Consider the following 18238-nt stretch of genomic DNA (forward strand, 5'->3'; position numbering starts at 1 on the left):
ATCTAGTCAATCGGCCTTTCCCCATCATATCCCTAACCCAAGGTGATATTTCTGCGCTATGGCTTTCAGCCTAGGGTTTGGGGGCTGGCAATCTAGCAAATACGGGGCAATTGTTCCCCACTGATCATGTCCAGTAAACGGGGGGCACCAATGCGACTCTCTAGGGTGACTAACCCCAAAGCCCGTGCACTTTTGCCTGTAACTGTACCGATCGCCGTGGCTTGGGGATGGAAAGTTTGCAAAATTTCTAGGGTTTTTTGCTCTGCTGTTGGGGGCACAATGGCTAAAAATCGTCCTTCATTGGCTACATAAAGGGGGTCAAAACCCAATAGTTCGCAGGCGGCCTGCACTTCTGTCTCCACCGGAATCAAATTTTCCCGCAAAGCCATGGTCACTCCCGCGGTTTGGGCAATTTCATTCGCCGCACTGGCCAGCCCCCCCCTGGTCAAGTCCCGCAGACAATGGATCGGTATTCCTGTTGACAATAAAGCTTCCACTTGCCGATGAACCGGGGCTGAATCACTCTCAATGGTGGTTTCAAATTCCAATCCTTGACGCACCGCCATAATGGCCATGCCGTGGCGACCCAAATCCCCACTGATAATTAGGCGATCGCCCACCTGTACCTGATTGGGATGGATAGTTTGTTGATGGTCAAGGGAACCAATGCCACTAGTGTTGATGAAAATGCCGTCCCCCTTACCCCGGTCCACCACTTTGGTATCGCCAGTAATAATTTCCACGCCACAATTTTTCGCCGCTTGCCCCAGGGATTGGGCTATCCGCCAGAGGGTTTCCATCGACAATCCTTCTTCCAGGATAAAACCAACGCTAATGTAACGGGGAGTAGCGCCGGCCATGGCCAGGTCATTAATAGTGCCGTGGACTGCCAAAGAACCGATGTCGCCCCCAGGGAAAAAGAGGGGATTGATTACGTAGGAATCGGTGGTGAAGGCCCAGGATCCAGGGTTAACTGTAAACACCGCCGCGTCATGGCTGCCTGTTTCGGAAGCGCCAAAGGCCGGTAGAAAAATTTGCTTGAGTAATTGTTGGCTCAACTTACCGCCCCCACCGTGGGCCAACAGCACCTGGGGATAACGTTCAAGGGGGATGGGACAGGCTAAGTTCACTAGAAGTTAATCTCTTTATGGGAGGGAAAATCACGGCCAAGAACTTAAATTTCTTCAGGATCAACGCCCAATTCCTTTAGTTTGGCCGCCAGGCGATCGGCCCGTTGTTGTTCCTCGTTAGCCCGTTGCTTTTCCTTGGCCATCTCTTGATTAAACTCCACCGTAGTCAGGAATTTGCGGCCGTCAGGATAATAAATTTCTAGGGTATCGGGGGTAAGTAGAAAACGAATGCCCAGGAGGGGGCTAGTCCAATCTTCTATGGTCTCAATCATCTCTAATCCGTTTTCTCCCCGCTGCAGTCCAGTTAATTCGTTGTCATCAGGGTCATAAACGTAATACTCATTCACTCCGTAGCGTTCATAAAATTGTAATTTGCGAATCATTTCCTTGGCACGATTACCGGGAGAGAGGATTTCAAAGACCACCTGGGGAGCAGTATTATCTTCCTCCCATTGCCGATAGGAGCCTCGTTTTCCCTTGGGTCGCCCTAGGGCAACCATGGCATCGGGGGCCACACGAATTTCGGGATGTCCTTCCACCGGATACCAGAGTAAATCCCCCGCCACAAAAATGTTGGCATCTTGGGCAAAAAGACATTCCAGATTTTCCTTGAGTAAAACAATCCATTGAAACTGTTCTGTATTATCCGCCATGGGTTGGCCGTCGCTGTCGGCATAAATAATGGTGCGATGGGGAGCTATAACCATTTGCTTAAGTTTCCTAAAACGGGCAACTTCCCCTGTATTTTACTCAGAAATCCCTAGGAGCCGCGTTTGGCAATTTATCCAGAATGTGTTTCAAGAATTCCCCTGACCCCTAATTCAAAGGGGAAAACCCCAGAGTAGCCTAGAGCTTTAGGACAAAAATTTAAGGGGCTGGGCACAACTCACTCAACAAGTTCCCATCCAAATACGTTGACCATTTTCTCGATATTGGGACTGACCCAATCAAATTTTGAGCTGGGTGATGGCAATGTTGCCGGAAAAGCAAACGTCAATGTCGGATCCAGGTTGTCGTGGTCGCTGGCTGTATTCTCCCCGGTAAAAGAAATTTGACCCTTCTATGGTGAAGGCTACGGGCAGGGGATCTCGACTGGGTTCACAAAAAATCAATTCCGGTTCCGGATCGCCGCTTTGCCAATGGGGTAGGTTAACGTTCCAAAAATGTTGGGGGGGTAAATCCTGTTGCCAAAGGGTATTGAAGACAGCATTGGCCCAGTGGGAAGCCCAGACCCAATCAATGGTGCGGGGTTTGTTGATCCAATGGGAAATGGCGATCGCCTTGTGGCCAAGGATCGCGGCCTCCCGTACCGCCGCCACTGTGCCGGAGAGATAGGAGTCGATGCCCATATTGCCCCCCGCATTAATGCCCGCAATGACCCAGTCCACTTCTGGATAAAAATGAACCACCCCTAAACGGGTACAGTCCGCCGGAGTGCCGTCCACTGCGTAACGGTCTTTGCCCCTCTGCTCCACGGCGATCGCCTGGTCTGTGGTCACCTTATGGCCACAGCCGGAATGTTGATTTTTTGGGGCCACCCACACACCCCGTTTACCAAGGGCTTCGTAGAGAGCTTCAATACCAGGGGCATCAATGCCATCGTCATTGGTGAGCAAAAAATTCATAGGATAAAGCACTAATCAAACTGGCAAAGCTAAACAAGCCCTTTAAACCATAGCGAAAATTGTCCAGGCCGTGATTTTGTTAAGATGTAGTCTGAGACCCCATTGTTGAGATAGGCCCGTAGAACGTCCATGACTGCCACCCTCCTCGTTGAAAAGCAAAAAGTTGATCATCCCCCTTTGGAACTCCATTACCTGGGAGATAAGGTGCTCCGACAACCGGCCAAGCGCATTGCCAAGGTAGATGACAGTATCCGCAAATTGGCCAAGGAGATGTTGCAGACCATGTACAGTGCTAACGGCATTGGTTTAGCTGCGCCCCAAGTGGGGGTTAACAAACAATTATTGGTGGTGGATTGTGAACAGGATAAGCCTGATGAACCGCCCCTCATTATGATCAATCCCCAGATTACCCGCACTAGCGAAGAACTTTGTGTAGTGGAAGAGGGTTGTCTGAGTGTGCCCAATGTTTATATGGATGTTACCCGACCCAGGGCGATCGAAGTGACCTACAAGGATGAGCATGGCCGCCCCCAAAAACGCCTTTTTGCTGAGCTAACCGCTAGGGTAATTCAACACGAAATGGACCACCTCAATGGTGTTATGTTTGTGGACCGGGTGGACAATCCCCTGGCTTTGGCAGAATCTTTGAAGAAAGAAGGTTTTTCCATGCAGGCTGTGAAGCCCATGGCCTAGCCTGGCCCTGTAAACATAGCCTAATGGACTCCATTTTGTCTGGGGGTCTATTTTTACAGGCCTCCGTAACTTTAGATAGGGAGGGAAGCCGATGGGAATTTACCCTCTTTCCGGAGATCTGACCGCTGCGTAGAGGGGAAATTTAAGACCTTTCCGACAACCCCTTAACGGTAAACTGGACTGTTGACTGTTCATTCGTCCCGGAGGTTGATTTTCTATGACTCCCAAAAGTAGTATTCTTTTGCTCCTTTCCTGCGTGTCGGCGATCGCCGCTGTGGGCTGCGTATTTGAACTGTCATCGGGGCAACCGGAATTAGGCAGTGCCACCACCACGGCCATTTTGCTGGGTAGCATTCCCCTGACGGCCATCTTCTTTTGGATTGCGGTGCAGGACACCAGGGCCAACATGAAATAACCAACAAATAGCTCAAAAGTATTTAATTTCTAATTTTTCCCGTTTGCGTCACCATGGCCGATTCCCATTCCCACTCCAGCCTCGAAGAAATCCGTGCCACCCGCCTAGAAAAAGCGGCACAATTACGACAACTCGGCCTTAATCCCTACGCCTACACCTGGGATGTTACCCACCAAGCAAAGGAACTTCAAGCAGCCTATCAAGACCTGGCCAATGGTGAAGAAGTAGACCTCAAAGTGGCGATCGCCGGTCGAATTTTAGCGCGGCGGGTCATGGGAAAATTGGCCTTTTTTACCCTCCAGGACGAGAGCGGCACTATCCAACTTTATTTGGAAAAGCAACGGCTGACGGAAAATATGCCGGAGTTGGAAAACGCTTTTAATTTGCTGAAGAAAATCACCGATGTGGGGGATATTTTAGGGGTGACGGGCACCCTGAAGCGCACGGAGAAAGGAGAATTATCAGTTTATGTGCAAACCTATGCCGTACTCACTAAATCTCTATTGCCCCTACCGGACAAATGGCACGGTTTAACCGATACGGAAAAGCGTTATCGTCAACGTTACGTGGATTTAATTGTTAACCCCACCGTGCGTCAAACGTTCCGTCGTCGGGCCCAGATTACTGCCGTCATCCGCCGTTACTTAGATGAACAGGGCTTTATTGAAATTGAAACTCCAGTCTTGCAAGGGGAATCGGGCGGCGCAGAAGCAAGACCCTTCATCACCCACCACAACACCCTGGATATGCCCCTGTATCTCCGCATTGCCACGGAATTACATCTGAAAAGACTGGTAGTAGGGGGCTTTGAAAAGGTTTTTGAACTCGGTCGTATTTTTCGCAACGAAGGGATTTCCACCAGGCATAATCCTGAATTTACTTCCATCGAAGTCTATCAAGCCTATGTGGATTATAACGAGATGATGGCTTTGACGGAAGCCCTCGTTACCACCGCCGCCCAATCGGTACTAGGCACACTGAAAATTACCTACCAAGGGGAAGAAATCGACCTCACCCCTCCCTGGAAACGCATCACTATGCACGAAGCAGTGCAGTTAGCAACGGGGGTAGATTTTAGTCAATTCACTGACTTGGAAACGGCTAAAAAAGCCGCCGCCGGAGCAGGCATTGGCGTGGCCGAAGATTGTCCTTCCCTGGGGCATTTGTTAAACCAGGCCTTTGAGCAAAAAGTGGAAGGAACGTTAATGCAACCAACTTTCATTACCGATTTTCCGGTGGAAATTTCCCCCTTGGCCAAACCCCATCGCAGTAAGCCAGGGCTAGTGGAACGATTTGAGTTATTTGTTTACGGTCGGGAATTGGCCAACAGCTTTTCTGAGTTGACAGATCCTATTGATCAACGTCAACGCTTGGAAGCTCAGGCGGCCAAAAAAGCGGCAGGGGATTTAGAAGCCCACAGCGTCGATGAAGATTTCCTCACTGCTTTGGAATATGGCATGCCTCCCACCGGTGGTTTGGGCATTGGCATCGATCGCCTGGTGATGTTGCTAACGGATTCCCCCAGCATTCGGGATGTCATTGCTTTCCCGTTATTGAAAAATCAGGAAGCCAGCGCTGAGGATTGATCTCTGGCCAACGCAATTTTTTCTTAGGGGCTAATGGCTGAGGTGATTTGGTTAACTAATTGGCCCCTAAATTTCCTTAATTTCCACCCTGGGAATTCTGAGATAGGCCATGCGCTTCAGTTCCCGCCGTCCTCGGGCAACGGAATCTAAAATTAAGCCACAGGTAAAAAATACAAAGCCTAGGGACATCAGAGAAGCGGCAATGATCAGAGTGGGAAATCGAGGCACTTGCCCCGTTTCTAGATAAGTCCACAACACCGGTAACATTAAGGCGATCGCCGCTCCGGAAAATAGGGCAAAGAAAACACCAAAAAACAAGAACGGCCTGGTTTCCTTCATCAACAAAAATGAAGTGCCCAAAACCCGAAAACCATCACTAATAGTGTTTAACTTGCTTTCAGAACCGGAAGGGCGGGATTGGTACAACACCGGCTCCTCAGCGAAGGGCAACCGTAACTCCAGGGTATGAATGGTTAATTCCGTTTCAATTTCAAAACCGTTAGAAATGGCCGGAAAGCACTTGACGAAGCGACGGGAAAAAATTCTGTAGCCCGATAACATATCGTCCAGCCGGGCTCCAAATTGTAACTCCACAATGCCCTTAAGGAACTGATTGCCACTGCGATGACCAAAACGGTAGGCTTCCTTATCCTTAAATTCCGATCGCCTGGCCCCCACCACCATATCCAATTGCTCATTAATCAGGCGATCGACTAGGCGACCCACCGCGCCGGCTTCGTAGGTATTGTCTCCATCCACCAAAATGTAGATATCCGCTTCAATATCGGCGAACATGCGGCGGATCACATTGCCTTTGCCCGGTTGTTTTTCGTAACGGACAATGGCCCCTGCTTGCTGGGCGACGGTGGCGGTGTCATCGGTGGAACAATTGTCATAAACGTAGACAGCGGCATTGGGCAACTGCTGGCGAAAATCAGTCACAACCTGAGCGATGGTCAACGCTTCATTACGGCAAGGAACTAGCACCGCCAAACGATAGGCACTGGAAAAGGAGGTTGACACCGTTAATTTAGCTAAAATTTTGGTAAAAATGGGCTGAGAGAACGTCGCAGAGTGCCAATTTTCCCCAACCCGGACAATTTAGGGTATTGATTAAGGCCTGCTGAGGCGGTTCTCAGAACTGGGGCTAATTCTATCTGGCCGGTTGTCCCTCCGCAAGTTTGCCCCGCATACAAAGGATATGGACCCCACGTCTTGCCGAGATGCCATCATCACGCCGGACTAGCGAAAAGGGTATGGCCATCGCTGTCGCAACGGTAACCCAGGCCTTCCAACAACGGTCGAACCCCTAATAGGGCTGATTTTTTGGTTTTCACATCGGCATGGATATCAATGCAAAGGTAGGGGCGGCAGGTTTTCAAGGTTTCCATGGCCCCCTGGAGGGCGTACAGTTCAAAGCCTTCAATATCAATTTTGATCGCCTTGGGACGAAGATTATTTTCCTTGGCAAATTTATCAATGGTGGTGATTTCCACCGCATAGGTGGCATAGTTATCCAAGCTCGGCTCCACGTCCTTAGCTAGGGTAGATGTGTCCGCCGCCCAGGAAAAACGGTTATCCGTGCTGTATTCAATGAATTCCGCTTCTCCCGTTTCGTCGGCGATCGCCAGGGGAAGTACCGTGATTTGGTCCAGATGATTACCCTTAATAATTTGCTCCAGGCTATGGCGGGTTTGACGAGCCGGTTCAAAGGCGTAAATATGCCCCGTACTACCCACAATTTCAGCTAAAGGAATACTAATTACCCCATAGGCTGCCCCCACGTCGAAAAACACATCCCCCGGCCGTAGATGTTGCCCCAACCAATGGACGCAGTGACTTTCTATGCAATAGGTGAAACTAAACTCCTGGGAAGTTTCCAAACAATGGGCATAGGCCCGTAAAATTTCCACCGGTATCCTGAGGGGGACCCCATTGATTTCACAGCTTAGGGTAGTTTGAGGTTGGGCTTGGGCCACAACTTCCACCAAAGCACGGCTGTAGTCCAGATGGAGGTGGTCAAAGGATTTTTGCAAACCGGCAATTAAATCGTTGGTGTCGGCAATGGCTTTGATCATGGCCGCTTCCTGCTCATCTAGGCCAAAAAGCTTGCGACGTAATTGTTTGAAAAATTTTTGCATAGGGGCGTTTCCCAAAAAATCCGATGGTTTATCCTCAGGTTGGCTAACATTCTCCCACAAAAATCAGCCCCATCTAGGGCCAGCTAAAAAATGCAATCCCCTGTGATATTATGTGGCGTTATTGGTCGCCCCAAATACCCCCAACTGAGTCATTCTTGGATCTAATGCTAATTCCTGTAATCGGCTTTGGTTTAGCTGTTATTTTATTGATTGGATTTTTTTTGCTCTATCAGGAAGTTGGCATTTTTAAAAACTTAAAATTCCTTATTATTCAGAAAAATAATCCCTTTTTTATCCTGGCTTTATTATGCCTTGTTTTAGGACTAGCCTTGGGATTAGTAGGCTATTGGGGCATTTTAGAACCGAAGCTCAGTGCGGCGGATTTGCAAGCTTTAAGACGTAACTTAGTTATTCTCAGCCTATTACTTTTCGGAGTAACTTTTCGTCAGTATTTGCTTAATTGGCTCAAGCCCGTTACCACCATGGCAATTTGGCGAAAAATTCGCGGTTTTAACTATAGAAATCGCATTGCCATTCTCACTTATATTTTGTTCGCCCTGATTGCCTTGGCTTGGATGGCCCCCATGGCATCGGCAAAGATAATTTTTTCCATTAATGACCACACTTCCCACATTGGTTACATTGTCCAAGGCAGAATGGCCCTAGAGGAAGGACAATTTCCCCTGCTGGTGGCCCCCCTAGAAAATTTTGGTTTCCGCTATCCTGGTTTTCAATTTTATAGTCAACTGCCCTATTTTTTTGGAGCAATAATTTACAAGTTTTTGACTCCCACCAATCCCTACACTGCCTATAAAATTTTGCTTTGGTCTGCCCTTTGGTTGGGGGGGATTTTCATCTATCGTCTGGGGTTCTTCTTCACCCGTTCCCAAATTGCTGCCATTTTGGGGGGAGTGGCCTATATGTCTGCCCCCTACTTTCTCAATAATGTCCATGCTAGGGGAGCCTTCACCGAGGCGATCGCCCAGGGAATTTTAGCCATCGTTTTATTTTACGTTATTCAAACTTTTTATTATCCCCATTATCGCCATTTAATTTTGGGGGCTTTAGCCTGGTGTGCCCTGGGATTAACCCACATTATTACCTTTGTTTATACGACTATTTTCATTGCTTTATTGGGCGGTATTTTCTTAGTCAAAAGTAGGCCAAGCCATTGGCAACAGGGAACTATTTACATTAGCTTAAGTTACATCTGGGCCTGGTTGCTGGCGCTGTACTTTTTAGCTCCTGTGGCTCTGGAATCTAGTAGTTTGGCCATTCGTCGTCAAATTCAAGCCATTAATCCTTTCAACACCACAGATATCACCCCGATCGCCAATTTACTAGCCCCGGACTCCCTCCCCCATCAACCAACGGAACTGGGCATCGCCCCCACCTACGGTTTCCATCCCGCTGTCGGTTGGATCCTTTTGGCTGGTTTTGGCACGGTAATTTACTTTGTTTTTGCTGGTAAATCCTTACCCCGACGCCTATGGCGATCGCAACCCTGGCTGACTCCTCTACTGAGCGTATTTATACTAGCCCTATTTCTCACTTGGAGTCCCATTAACATTTGGAATCTTTTACCCAGACAGTTGTGGGTCACCCAATTTACTTTCCGTTTTTTGACCCATGTGATGTGGTCTGGCGCACTGTTAACTACATTGGCCATTATGCTAATTTTCCGAGAAAGATTACGCAGTCGCCATTTAATTTTAGGAATATTAATTATTGTGATTGCCAGCCGTCCTTGGTTACCCATTCCCCGGGGCACAGTGACGGTGGAAGAGTTATTACAAGATCCCCTCTTTCGTTATTCCGGCGCTTTGGATTATCTCTATCGCTTGCCCAACAAATCCGTTCCCGTGAGCACAAAATCCCAACCAGCGGTGGAAAATATATATGGTAAAGCTGAGTTGCAACTGCTCCATCCCGACTGGATTCCTGGTTATCTTTCCTGGGATGTGTTCATTAATGGTCCCCTACCCATTGACGTAGATATTCCCTATCCTGCCTGGCCAGAAACGGAAAAACCCACTCTCGTTTTACAGGGTAGAGTTCCCATGGATAAAATTAAAAACCAAGCTAATTTGATCATTTTTGTTGATCAACAGCCCCTAACTTCCATTCCGTTGACCCAGGAAGAATTAAAAGTAAAAATTCCTTTCACTGACGTTAAATTGGCTGGCAATGCCTTTGAGTTAAAATTCATTGTCGATGGGGAAACCACAGATGGGAATCCTCTCTATATCAGAATGGACCATCTATACTTTGATGATTTTTCCGCCGCAAATACCCTTCTACCTGTCCATGCAACTAAGGAAATGTGTAACCAAAAGGGAATTGTGACTAACTGCGAAGTTGAAATGACCGCAGAAGCTCGCACAGTGCAGCTACCCATTTTGTACTATCCTGCAATGCAACAAGTTGTAGTAGACAATCAACCGACGGCAGGATTTTTTACTAATTATCGAGACTTTAATTTACTCAGCCTTAATTTAAGTCCGGGCAAACACCAAATCCGAGTCAAATTCACCGGCCTAATCTGGGCCAACTTGATCAGTTTTCTTGCTTGGTTAGCATTAATCATTACGGCGATCGCCTTGAAATTTTATCCACGCAAATCGGAGCAAGGAATTTACAAGTAAATAGGTAACTCAATACGCACTAGTTGATCTTAACTAACTTAATGAGAAGCAAATTAACTAATTGTAACTTTTTCTTGACTTGGCATAAGACCAAACTCTTTGATTGCCGGTAGGAAGTTACGATTTTCGTGCCCAGTTCTACTTAGTTTAATCAGCGCAAATCTTTGTAAAGGAGTGAGACTTTGCCATTGACTCAGGGTTATGCTGGGAGATGCTAGAGAGGGTAACTTATTACCTAACTCCGTTAATATCTGAACTGGAATTTGATCAGCATTTAACCATTCGGGTAAGGCCGGGACTGACAATGTAGAAGCCGGCTGACCAGTTAATTCCGTCACCCAGTTTTGCAACTTTTCACCATATTGGCTAACTTCTGCCGTTGTTTCACAGCTAGCTTCGGTTAAATACTGCCTTTGGTCCAAACTCAGTTGATGCCAATGACTTAGTTTTAATTTAACACCACAGGTGTCTAGTTTATAGCGGACAACCATGGGAATACAGCGGAGGGAGTCGACAAAATCAGTTTCAAATTGAAAAAACATTGTTGTTGCAGTTAAATTAATTTAGCCTATAATGTTAACATTTGATGTTGAGCAAGGATATAATTCAATGTCTTCCCCCAGTACTTATCACAGCGATTTTTATGCCTGGACAAAAGAACAAACTGAAATACTAAGTAACCAGCAATGGCATAAACTAGATGTTGAAAATTTGATCGAGGAAATAGAGAGTTTGGGGAGACAACAACGTCAGGAATTAAGAAGCCGTCTAGCAATTTTGCTTGGTCACCTCCTCAAATGGCAATATCAATCGGAACAAAGAAGTCGTAGTTGGCTGGCAACAATTCGGGTACAACGACGGGATATTTTAAAGTTGATTAAGGAAAATCCTAGCTTAAAAGCCCATTTATTAGAGACCATACTAGATGCTTATGACAATGGTAGAGATCTAGCCATGGGAGAAACTAACTTGCCAGAAGAAATATTTCCCCAACAATGTCCATACGTTCCTGACCAAATTTTAAACTTAGATTTTTACCCCGATAACTGATCAATCTTTAGGTTATGGTTAAAAAGCTAAATTTATTAGTTAATTTAACTTAGATTAAAATGAAGTTGTGTAAGATTGTAAAATAAAATGCTCCATTGGAACACTTGACAGCAGATTATCTTGCAGAGGTTCGACCTCAACTAACGATAAATCGGCGTCACATTAACAGCACAGGCTTTCAGTTCCGGCTGTTTAGAAATGGGGCAAGCAATGGGATGGGTCAAACTATTAACCTCTGCGTTATCTTGCCATAAGAAGCCCCAGTGCATGGGCATAAAAACCGTACCAGGGGCAATGGCCTTAGTAACTAAAACTTCTAGCTGAGCGGAACCCCGCCGAGACTTAATCGCCACTAGATCTTGGCTTTTAATGCCCAATTTTTCTGCGTCCCTAGGATGCATTTCCAATATGGGTTTGGGATGCATTTTTTTGATTTTCTCAATGTGGCCAGTACGGGTCTGGGTGTGCCAATGACCATAAAGACGACCGTTGGTGAGGACAAAAGGATAGTCAGGATCGACCGGTTCAGCTAATCCTTGACTGTGGTCTAAGCAAAAGTTCGCCCGACCAGTTTCTGTGCAAAATTTATGGTCCGTGTATAGTCTTTTGGGACTTGAGACTTCCTTTTCATGCTCAGCACTAGGGCAGGGCCATTGTAGGGGGCCAAATCTTTCCAAAGCGCCGTAACTAATGCCCGATTGGTCACACAATCTACCGGCGGTTAATTGCACATATTCTGAATGGACAGCCGCTGAATCGGAAAAGTTAAACTGCTCTTCAAAACCTAGTCTACGCCCCACTTCAGCAAAAATTTCCCAGTCAGGTCTGGCTTCCCCTGGGGGAGAACGGAACGCAGGAGAAAGGGTAACTCTCCGTTCTGAATTGGTCATTGTACCCGTTTTTTCGCTCCATTGAGCCGCTGGCAGGACTAAATGGGCATATGCCGCCGTTTCAGTGGGGAAATATGCATCTTGGTGGATTGTAAAGGTCGATCGCCGCAGGGCATTTTTAACTCTTTCTAAATCTGGCATACTGACAACTGGGTTGGTGGCCACAATCCATAGCAAACCAACCTGTTGATTTTCCAGTGCCATAAACATTTCCCAGGCCGACAAACCAGGCTGAGCATCAATGCGGCCGAGGGGAATTTGCCAGAGTTGTTCCACTTCTTGGCGATGTTGGGCATTTTGAATGGAACGGTAACCAGGCAATAAATGTGATAGTCCCCCAGCTTCCCGACCTCCCATGGCGTTGGGTTGGCCAGTGAGGGAAAAAGGCCCACTGCCTGGTTTGCCAATCTGACCAGTAAGTAAATGGAGATTAATTAAACAACGACCTTTAGCGGTGCCTTGGGATGATTGATTTAGACCCATGGACCAAAGGGAAAGCACTGTTCTGGCATTGCCCCAATAGCGAGCAGCGGTTTCCAATTGTTCCAAACTAATACCGCAAATTTGGGTAACTTTGTCCGGGGGATAATGGCTAATAACTTGACAATACTGCTCAAAATCTTGGGTATGATTATCAATGAATTCCTGGTCAATTAAATTCCACTTTTTTAGTAAATAAGCGATGCCATGGAGCAAAGAAATATCAGTGCCTGGATTGATCGCTAAATGCAAATCAGCCACTTCGGCGGTGGCAGTACAACGGGGGTCCACCACAATTAATTTGACGTGGGGATTTTGTTTATGATGTTTGCGTAAACGATTAAAAATAATGGGATGGCAATCGGCGGTATTGGTGCCAATTAAAAAAGCGCAATCGGTTAATTCTAAATCTTCATAACAACAGGGAGGGCCATCGGAACCAAAGCTCAAACCATAGGCTGAGACCGCTGAAGACATGCAAAGACGGGAGTTGGTGTCGAAATTATTAGTACCCAAACAACCTTTAAATAACTTCTGGGCGATATAGTAGTCCTCTGTTTGCATTTGCCCAGAGGCATACATGCATAAGCCACTCACACCCAAAGTCTGCTTAACCTGCTGAATTTTATCGACGATAATTTCCAGAGCCTTTTCCCAACTAATCCTTTGCAGAGGCTGGTCTAAACTTGACCGAAACATGGGGTAAAGTAAGCGCTGTTTATCCATCGACTCCATTACCGTAGCCCCTTTGACACAGACCATGCCTTGGCTAGAAGGATGTTGGCGATCGCCTCTTATTTTATAGCTATTGTGGGACTGAACCGTTGATTTCTGGGGACTAGCAACGGCTTCCAAGCCACAGCCAACCCCGCAGTAAGGACAAAGGGTTCTGGTGGGGGGAAGAATGGCTAAAGCATCCATTAAAGTATCAACAGTTAATTGAGATAAATGTAAATAAAAATAGGTTTGAAGAGCCCCCAAAATTCCCCGTTTTTAGACTGGTTGCAGAGAACTCACCGCTGAGGGCAGAAAAGTTCACAGTCTACCCACCCCAATCGGAGCTTGAGTGGGAAGGCCAAGAGGATAGATTAAAAGTTGGCCAAAGGCATCCAAGTTAGTCAAGCTTAACAGCTCTGCATCAGTGCACCAAAAGACGGTCGCAGGTAATGGAATCAACCAGCACTTGATCAGATTGGAAAATCTTAACAGTTAATTGATCCTGGGGCTGGGCCCAAAACAATAATTGTTCTCCAGGAAAAATTAGTTTTTCTTTTTTCCAGGTGCCATCAATAATTATTTGTTGTAACTTATTGCCACTATTGCGATAGTAACAAAGTTGATCATTGCCGTCTTTGGAAGTATGCACGGCCGGGGTGAGGGAGTTATTAGAGTCGTTGATGGTTGCCATTGTCTTCGGTGCTAATTGTGAACCTTGGGCCTAAGCAGAGGAGCAATAAGCACTAGGTAAACTAGGTAAAACTTGAGATAATTTAGGTGGGTTAATTAGTTTTCGGAAGATTCCACTGTAGGGGTAGGGCCACTATTGACCCTGGGACCAAAGGTTTGTACCAAGCCAATGCCCACCAAGGCGATCGCCGCCAGTCCTAGGGCTCCAGCCATAACCTTTTTGAGCAACAAACCGGCATTGGGTTTATCTTCTTTGAGGTCATCGTCATCATCATGGGCATAGCGATGGTAAAGAAAATCCAGGGCATAATTCCGCAGTTGATAATATTTGGGATCATCGGTAATCTGACTGCGGTTACGGGGCCGGTCAAAGGGAATATCCAGGATTTCACCAATTTTAGCGGCGGGACCATTGGTCATCATCACTAGGCGATCGGCTAGAAATAAGGCCTCATCAATGTCGTGGGTAATCATCAACACAGTTAGATTATTTTCTCGCCAGATTTTTAATAATTCTTCCTGTAGTTCTTCTTTGGTGATAGCATCCAACGCCCCAAAGGGTTCATCTAAAATCAAAACCTCTGGAGAAATAGCTAAAGCTCTGGCGATCGCCACCCGTTGCTTCATCCCCCCGGAAATTTGACCAGGCTTCTTTTGGGCGGCTTCTGTCAAACCCACCATTTCAAGGTAGTGGGCAACCAATTCTTCTTTTTCTGTTTTGGATTTGTCTGGATAAACCGATTCCACCGCGAGGGAAACATTATCATAGGCAGATTTCCAAGGTAGTAAACAATAATTTTGGAAAACCATCATCCGGTCTGGACCAGGGGCAGTAATTAACTGATTTTTCAGCTTAACAGTGCCACCCGTGGGTTGATTAAACCCAGAAACCATATTCAAAAGGGTAGATTTACCACAGCCAGAATGGCCAATTACACAGATAAATTCCCCCTGTTTGACCTCTAGGTTGACCCCATCTAATACCGTATAGGATCCCTGGGCAGTGGGATAGACTTTACTAACATTTTCAATGGCTAAAAAAGCAGTCTTTTCTTGGGTTAGGGTGGGGTCATTGGCATTCATTGTTTGCATAGTCATGGGGGCAATAGTGGATAGTTAAAGATCAGTAAATCGTTAAAACAAAAATCACTGAAAATAATTAAGCAACGAACTATTTACTAGGGGAGTCCACTGGATCGATCATTATTTCTGCCACTCGAATATCCCGGTGGATGGTAAAGCGTTTGATGTAACCAACGGGATCATTGGGGGTGAAAACCATGCCATCAAACAAGTTAACATTGTGGTGGTCTCCTTCCAAATCGGGCCAGCCCAATTGGCGGCAAGCTTCCCCAAATAGGTCGGGCCGCCGCACCCGCTCGATAATCTCTAGCCAATTTTTCGGAAAATCAATGTATCCCCAACGGGCTAGTTGGGTTAGAATCCAGAGCCCTTCACTACGGGAAGGATAGTTGGATTGTTGAACGTAGAATTGGTTAAATTGCAGTAACATTTCCGGCTCAGTCTCGTTACCTTTGTCATAGGCATCAATGAAGCCGGGGCTGATATATTCCGCTGCTACCCCCAGGTACTGAGGCTGGGCCAGATAATCAACTATTTCCCGACGATGACGGCGATCGTCACAATATTCACAGGCTTCTAGCAGGGCTTTCACTAGGGCCAAATGGGTTGCAGGATATTTATTGACCCATTCTTCCCGCACTCCCAAAACTTTCTCTGCATGGCCATCCCAGATATCCAAATCGGTGGCGATGACATAACCTAAATCTTCCTTAACAGCGTAGGAGTTCCACGGTTCCCCCACAGCAAAACCATCAATGTTTCCTGCTTTTAAATTGGCTACCATTTGGGGAGGCGGTAGGCGGATTAAATTAACATCCTGGTCAGGATCTATCCCCCCGGAGGCTAACCAATAGCGCAGTAAAAGATTCTGCATGGAAGCCGGATGAACCATGCCCAAGGTGGATACTTGATCGGGAGTTTCTGTCAGTTTAGTCTTTAAATCTTCTAGATTTTTAACACCCGCTTCGGCAAACTTTTTCCCCAGGGTAATGGCATTGCCGTTGCGCCCCATCACTAGGGCCGTGATCATTGGTAGAGGGGTTTTTCCTCCCATGCCTAGGGTGAGGGCCAGGGGCATACCGGCCACCATGGGAGCACCATCTAGGCGTCTTTCCCGAATGCCATCGGCGATCGCCTGCCAACTAGGTTCCTTCACCAGGTTAACCTGATCTAATCCATGCTTTTGGAAGAAACCTTTTTCTTTGGCAATTACCAACGGTGCACAATCGCTCAGGGCAATGAAACCCAAATTGAGGTTGATTTTTTCCAAACCATTGCCACTCATGGCTCCGGCAAACTGACTGACGGCCCCAACCTTTTTGGCCCGTTTTTGTTGATTGAGGAAATAGACGATTTCCCCCCGCAGGGCGTAGTAACTGGGATGGTTGACCACTTCCAAGCGGTGACGGGGCCGGGGAATGGGCACCTCTAAAACTTGGCCAATGTGAGCTTCGGGCCCCGTGGTTAACATCACCACCCGGTCTGACAATAACAGGGCTTCATCCACGTCATGGGTCACCATAATGCAGGTCACGCCGCTTTCCTGGACAATTTCCATAAGCCGCTCTTGCAAATTTCCCCGGGTCAAGGCATCCAAGGCCCCAAAGGGTTCATCCAGCAGTAGGACTTTTGGTCGAGTAGCCAAGGCCCTGGCGATCGCCACCCGTTGTTTCATACCCCCGGATAGTTCCCCTGGCCGTTTATGGGCCGCCCGTTGCAACCCCACCAAGGCAATGTTGTCGTCAATAATTTTTTCTTGTTCTGGCTTGGGCAAATTCCGCAGCACTCGATTCACGGCCAGGGCGATATTTTGCCGCACCGTCAACCAGGGCAACAGGGAATAATTTTGAAAAACCACCATCCGTTCAGGACCAGGCTCAGTGATTTCTTTCCCCTCCATGATGACCCCGCCAAACGTAGGCTTATCTAGCCCAGAGATCATGTTCAACAGGGTAGATTTGCCGCAACCAGAGTGACCAATCAAGGAAATAAATTCCCCTTGATTAATTTTTAGCTCAATGTTTTTGAGGGCAATGTAACGTCCCCCGTCGGGGAGGGGAAAAATACGATCAACATGATCAATTTCAATAAAGGGCATCATAGTTAGTCCGGGGGTGACAAATCAAAAATGGAGAAGTAATACCTAGGGAAAATGGCCGGCCTATAGATGTTGGTTATTTTTGCTCCGCCGGTACCACCAAACTTTCCAGAAAAGCGATAAAACGATCTAGCAATAAACCGACAATACCCACATAAATTAAGGCAATAATGATTTCACTGATCAGGGAACTGTTATAGGCATCCCAGATAAAAAAGCCAATACCTACACCACCAATCAGCATTTCTGCAGCGACGATCGCCAACCAGGAAAGACCGATGCCAATGCGTAGGCCAGTGAAGATATAGGGCACTGCCGCCGGAAATAGAATATTGAAAAAATATTGGCTTTTAGAAAGCTTTAGAACCCGGGAAACATTGCGGTAATCCTGGGGCACTTGCTGGGCCCCCACCGTGGTGTTGATGACAATGGGCCAAATTGCCGTAATAAAAATAACGAAAATGGCTGAAGGTTCCGCCTCCTGCAACGCCGCCAAGGCAATGGGCAACCAAGCCAAGGGGGGAATAGTCCTTAAGACCTGAAAAATTGGGTCTAGCGCATCGTACATAAATTTGCTACTGCCAATTAAAATGCCCAGGGCAATGCCCACCACCGCCGCCGCACTAAAGCCCACGGCCACCCTGGTTAGACTGGCAAAAATTTGGATACCCAAACCTTTATCGGTGCCGCCATTGTCAAAAAAGGGATTGAGAATCAAGGGATAGGTCTGTTCCAGTACCTGCACGGGACTAGGTAAGTTAGAGCCTTCCCCGGAGCAGAGAATTTGCCAAACCACCAACAAAACGGCGATCGCCACGGCAGGGCGGATAACTTTAGGGGCGTAGATGAAACTGAGGGGATTTTTTTTACGGCGGGGACGGAGCCCAGCGGTGGAACTAGCCATAATTTTTACCTGATAGTGATGAAATGAACTGGAGTAATCAGAGCAAGGGAAAGATTAGCCCAGGGGGCTAACCTAGAGCGCCACAGCTAAG

The 18238-nt window shown here is 47.1% G+C and carries 15 protein-coding genes and 1 pseudogene; 5 read left to right on the forward strand and 11 right to left on the reverse strand.

Annotated elements, in window-relative coordinates; genetic code table 11:
• Nucleotides 1-92: 92 nt before the first annotated feature.
• The 3 genes from hypE to surE all read right to left on the reverse strand — a co-directional run bounded on the left by hypE (nucleotide 93) and on the right by surE (nucleotide 2755).
• Entirely contained in the window at nucleotides 93-1130 is a 1038-nt protein-coding gene (gene hypE, locus H6G45_RS02145; protein ID WP_190596147.1) for a hydrogenase expression/formation protein HypE, read from the reverse strand.
• Nucleotides 1131-1174: 44 nt separating this feature from the next.
• Nucleotides 1175-1837, reverse strand: a complete 663-nt coding sequence (locus H6G45_RS02150) for a Uma2 family endonuclease (protein WP_190596149.1) — start codon at nucleotides 1835-1837, stop codon at nucleotides 1175-1177.
• Nucleotides 1838-2077: 240 nt separating this feature from the next.
• Nucleotides 2078-2755: a 5'/3'-nucleotidase SurE gene (gene surE / locus H6G45_RS02155; RefSeq protein ID WP_190596151.1), complete on the reverse strand. Its 678-nt coding sequence runs from the start codon at nucleotides 2753-2755 to the stop codon at nucleotides 2078-2080.
• 129 nt (nucleotides 2756-2884) lie between these two features.
• On the opposite strand from surE, the gene def reads away from it, so the two are divergent.
• The 3 genes from def to lysS all read left to right on the forward strand — a co-directional run bounded on the left by def (nucleotide 2885) and on the right by lysS (nucleotide 5449).
• Nucleotides 2885-3448: a peptide deformylase gene (gene def, locus H6G45_RS02160; RefSeq protein ID WP_190596153.1), complete on the forward strand. Its 564-nt coding sequence runs from the start codon at nucleotides 2885-2887 to the stop codon at nucleotides 3446-3448.
• A gap of 217 nt (nucleotides 3449-3665) precedes the next feature.
• Nucleotides 3666-3863: a hypothetical protein gene (locus H6G45_RS02165; protein WP_190596155.1), complete on the forward strand. Its 198-nt coding sequence runs from the start codon at nucleotides 3666-3668 to the stop codon at nucleotides 3861-3863.
• A gap of 53 nt (nucleotides 3864-3916) precedes the next feature.
• Nucleotides 3917-5449 carry a lysine--tRNA ligase gene (lysS, locus tag H6G45_RS02170; RefSeq protein WP_190596156.1) on the forward strand — a complete coding sequence of 511 codons (1533 nt, stop codon included), beginning with the start codon at nucleotides 3917-3919 and terminating at the stop codon, nucleotides 5447-5449.
• Between the two features lie 66 nt (nucleotides 5450-5515).
• On the opposite strand, the gene H6G45_RS02175 is transcribed toward lysS, so the two are convergent.
• Complete coding sequence (locus tag H6G45_RS02175) at nucleotides 5516-6472, reverse strand: glycosyltransferase (protein WP_190596158.1); 957 nt, start codon at nucleotides 6470-6472, stop codon at nucleotides 5516-5518.
• A 209-nt stretch (nucleotides 6473-6681) separates the two neighbouring features.
• Nucleotides 6682-7590: an FkbM family methyltransferase gene (locus tag H6G45_RS02180; RefSeq protein WP_190596161.1), complete on the reverse strand. Its 909-nt coding sequence runs from the start codon at nucleotides 7588-7590 to the stop codon at nucleotides 6682-6684.
• A 164-nt stretch (nucleotides 7591-7754) separates the two neighbouring features.
• Between H6G45_RS02180 and H6G45_RS02185 the strand changes: the two genes are divergently transcribed.
• Nucleotides 7755-10235, forward strand: coding sequence for a hypothetical protein (locus H6G45_RS02185; RefSeq protein ID WP_242018007.1), 2481 nt, complete (start codon nucleotides 7755-7757; stop codon nucleotides 10233-10235).
• Nucleotides 10236-10288: 53 nt separating this feature from the next.
• Here H6G45_RS02185 and H6G45_RS02190 read toward each other — a convergent pair whose 3' ends face one another.
• On the reverse strand, nucleotides 10289-10777 hold the full coding sequence (locus tag H6G45_RS02190; RefSeq protein WP_190596165.1) for a nitrate reductase associated protein: 489 nt from the start codon (nucleotides 10775-10777) through the stop codon (nucleotides 10289-10291).
• Between the two features lie 67 nt (nucleotides 10778-10844).
• Between H6G45_RS02190 and H6G45_RS02195 the strand changes: the two genes are divergently transcribed.
• Nucleotides 10845-11285 carry a DUF29 domain-containing protein gene (locus tag H6G45_RS02195; RefSeq protein ID WP_199309527.1) on the forward strand — a complete coding sequence of 147 codons (441 nt, stop codon included), beginning with the start codon at nucleotides 10845-10847 and terminating at the stop codon, nucleotides 11283-11285.
• Between the two features lie 140 nt (nucleotides 11286-11425).
• Here the strand turns inward: H6G45_RS02195 and H6G45_RS02200 are convergent, their stop codons facing one another.
• The 5 genes and pseudogenes from H6G45_RS02200 to ntrB all read right to left on the reverse strand — a co-directional run bounded on the left by H6G45_RS02200 (nucleotide 11426) and on the right by ntrB (nucleotide 18147).
• Nucleotides 11426-13576 (reverse strand): nitrate reductase, encoded by a 2151-nt coding sequence (locus H6G45_RS02200; RefSeq protein WP_190596169.1) that lies wholly within the window; start codon nucleotides 13574-13576, stop codon nucleotides 11426-11428.
• A gap of 217 nt (nucleotides 13577-13793) precedes the next feature.
• Nucleotides 13794-14063, reverse strand: coding sequence for a DUF1830 domain-containing protein (locus H6G45_RS02205; RefSeq protein WP_190596171.1), 270 nt, complete (start codon nucleotides 14061-14063; stop codon nucleotides 13794-13796).
• Nucleotides 14064-14326: 263 nt separating this feature from the next.
• Nucleotides 14327-15154: pseudogene (locus H6G45_RS02210) on the reverse strand (nitrate ABC transporter ATP-binding protein); the annotation flags it as partial.
• 79 nt (nucleotides 15155-15233) lie between these two features.
• Nucleotides 15234-17246, reverse strand: coding sequence for a nitrate ABC transporter ATP-binding protein (locus H6G45_RS02215; RefSeq protein ID WP_190596173.1), 2013 nt, complete (start codon nucleotides 17244-17246; stop codon nucleotides 15234-15236).
• A 73-nt stretch (nucleotides 17247-17319) separates the two neighbouring features.
• A complete protein-coding gene (ntrB, locus tag H6G45_RS02220) occupies nucleotides 17320-18147 on the reverse strand; it encodes a nitrate ABC transporter permease (RefSeq protein ID WP_190596175.1) in 828 nt (275 codons plus the stop codon).
• Nucleotides 18148-18238 lie beyond the last annotated feature (91 nt).

The organism is Synechocystis sp. FACHB-383 (genome assembly GCF_014698605.1).
Lineage (GTDB): Bacteria > Cyanobacteriota > Cyanobacteriia > Cyanobacteriales > Microcystaceae > Synechocystis > Synechocystis salina.

Bases quoted from the DNA above. Each gene is read 5' to 3' on its own strand.
- H6G45_RS02150 (WP_190596149.1), bottom strand. From the start codon at position 1,837: ATGGTTATAGCTCCCCATCGCACCATTATTTATGCCGACAGCGACGGC.
- surE (WP_190596151.1), bottom strand. From the start codon at position 2,755: ATGAATTTTTTGCTCACCAATGACGATGGCATTGATGCCCCTGGTATT.
- def (WP_190596153.1), top strand. From the start codon at position 2,885: ATGACTGCCACCCTCCTCGTTGAAAAGCAAAAAGTTGATCATCCCCCT.
- H6G45_RS02165 (WP_190596155.1), top strand. From the start codon at position 3,666: ATGACTCCCAAAAGTAGTATTCTTTTGCTCCTTTCCTGCGTGTCGGCG.
- lysS (WP_190596156.1), top strand. From the start codon at position 3,917: ATGGCCGATTCCCATTCCCACTCCAGCCTCGAAGAAATCCGTGCCACC.
- H6G45_RS02180 (WP_190596161.1), bottom strand. From the start codon at position 7,590: ATGCAAAAATTTTTCAAACAATTACGTCGCAAGCTTTTTGGCCTAGAT.
- H6G45_RS02185 (WP_242018007.1), top strand. From the start codon at position 7,755: ATGCTAATTCCTGTAATCGGCTTTGGTTTAGCTGTTATTTTATTGATT.
- H6G45_RS02190 (WP_190596165.1), bottom strand. From the start codon at position 10,777: ATGTTTTTTCAATTTGAAACTGATTTTGTCGACTCCCTCCGCTGTATT.
- H6G45_RS02195 (WP_199309527.1), top strand. From the start codon at position 10,845: ATGTCTTCCCCCAGTACTTATCACAGCGATTTTTATGCCTGGACAAAA.
- H6G45_RS02200 (WP_190596169.1), bottom strand. From the start codon at position 13,576: ATGGATGCTTTAGCCATTCTTCCCCCCACCAGAACCCTTTGTCCTTAC.
- H6G45_RS02205 (WP_190596171.1), bottom strand. From the start codon at position 14,063: ATGGCAACCATCAACGACTCTAATAACTCCCTCACCCCGGCCGTGCAT.
- H6G45_RS02215 (WP_190596173.1), bottom strand. From the start codon at position 17,246: ATGATGCCCTTTATTGAAATTGATCATGTTGATCGTATTTTTCCCCTC.
- ntrB (WP_190596175.1), bottom strand. From the start codon at position 18,147: ATGGCTAGTTCCACCGCTGGGCTCCGTCCCCGCCGTAAAAAAAATCCC.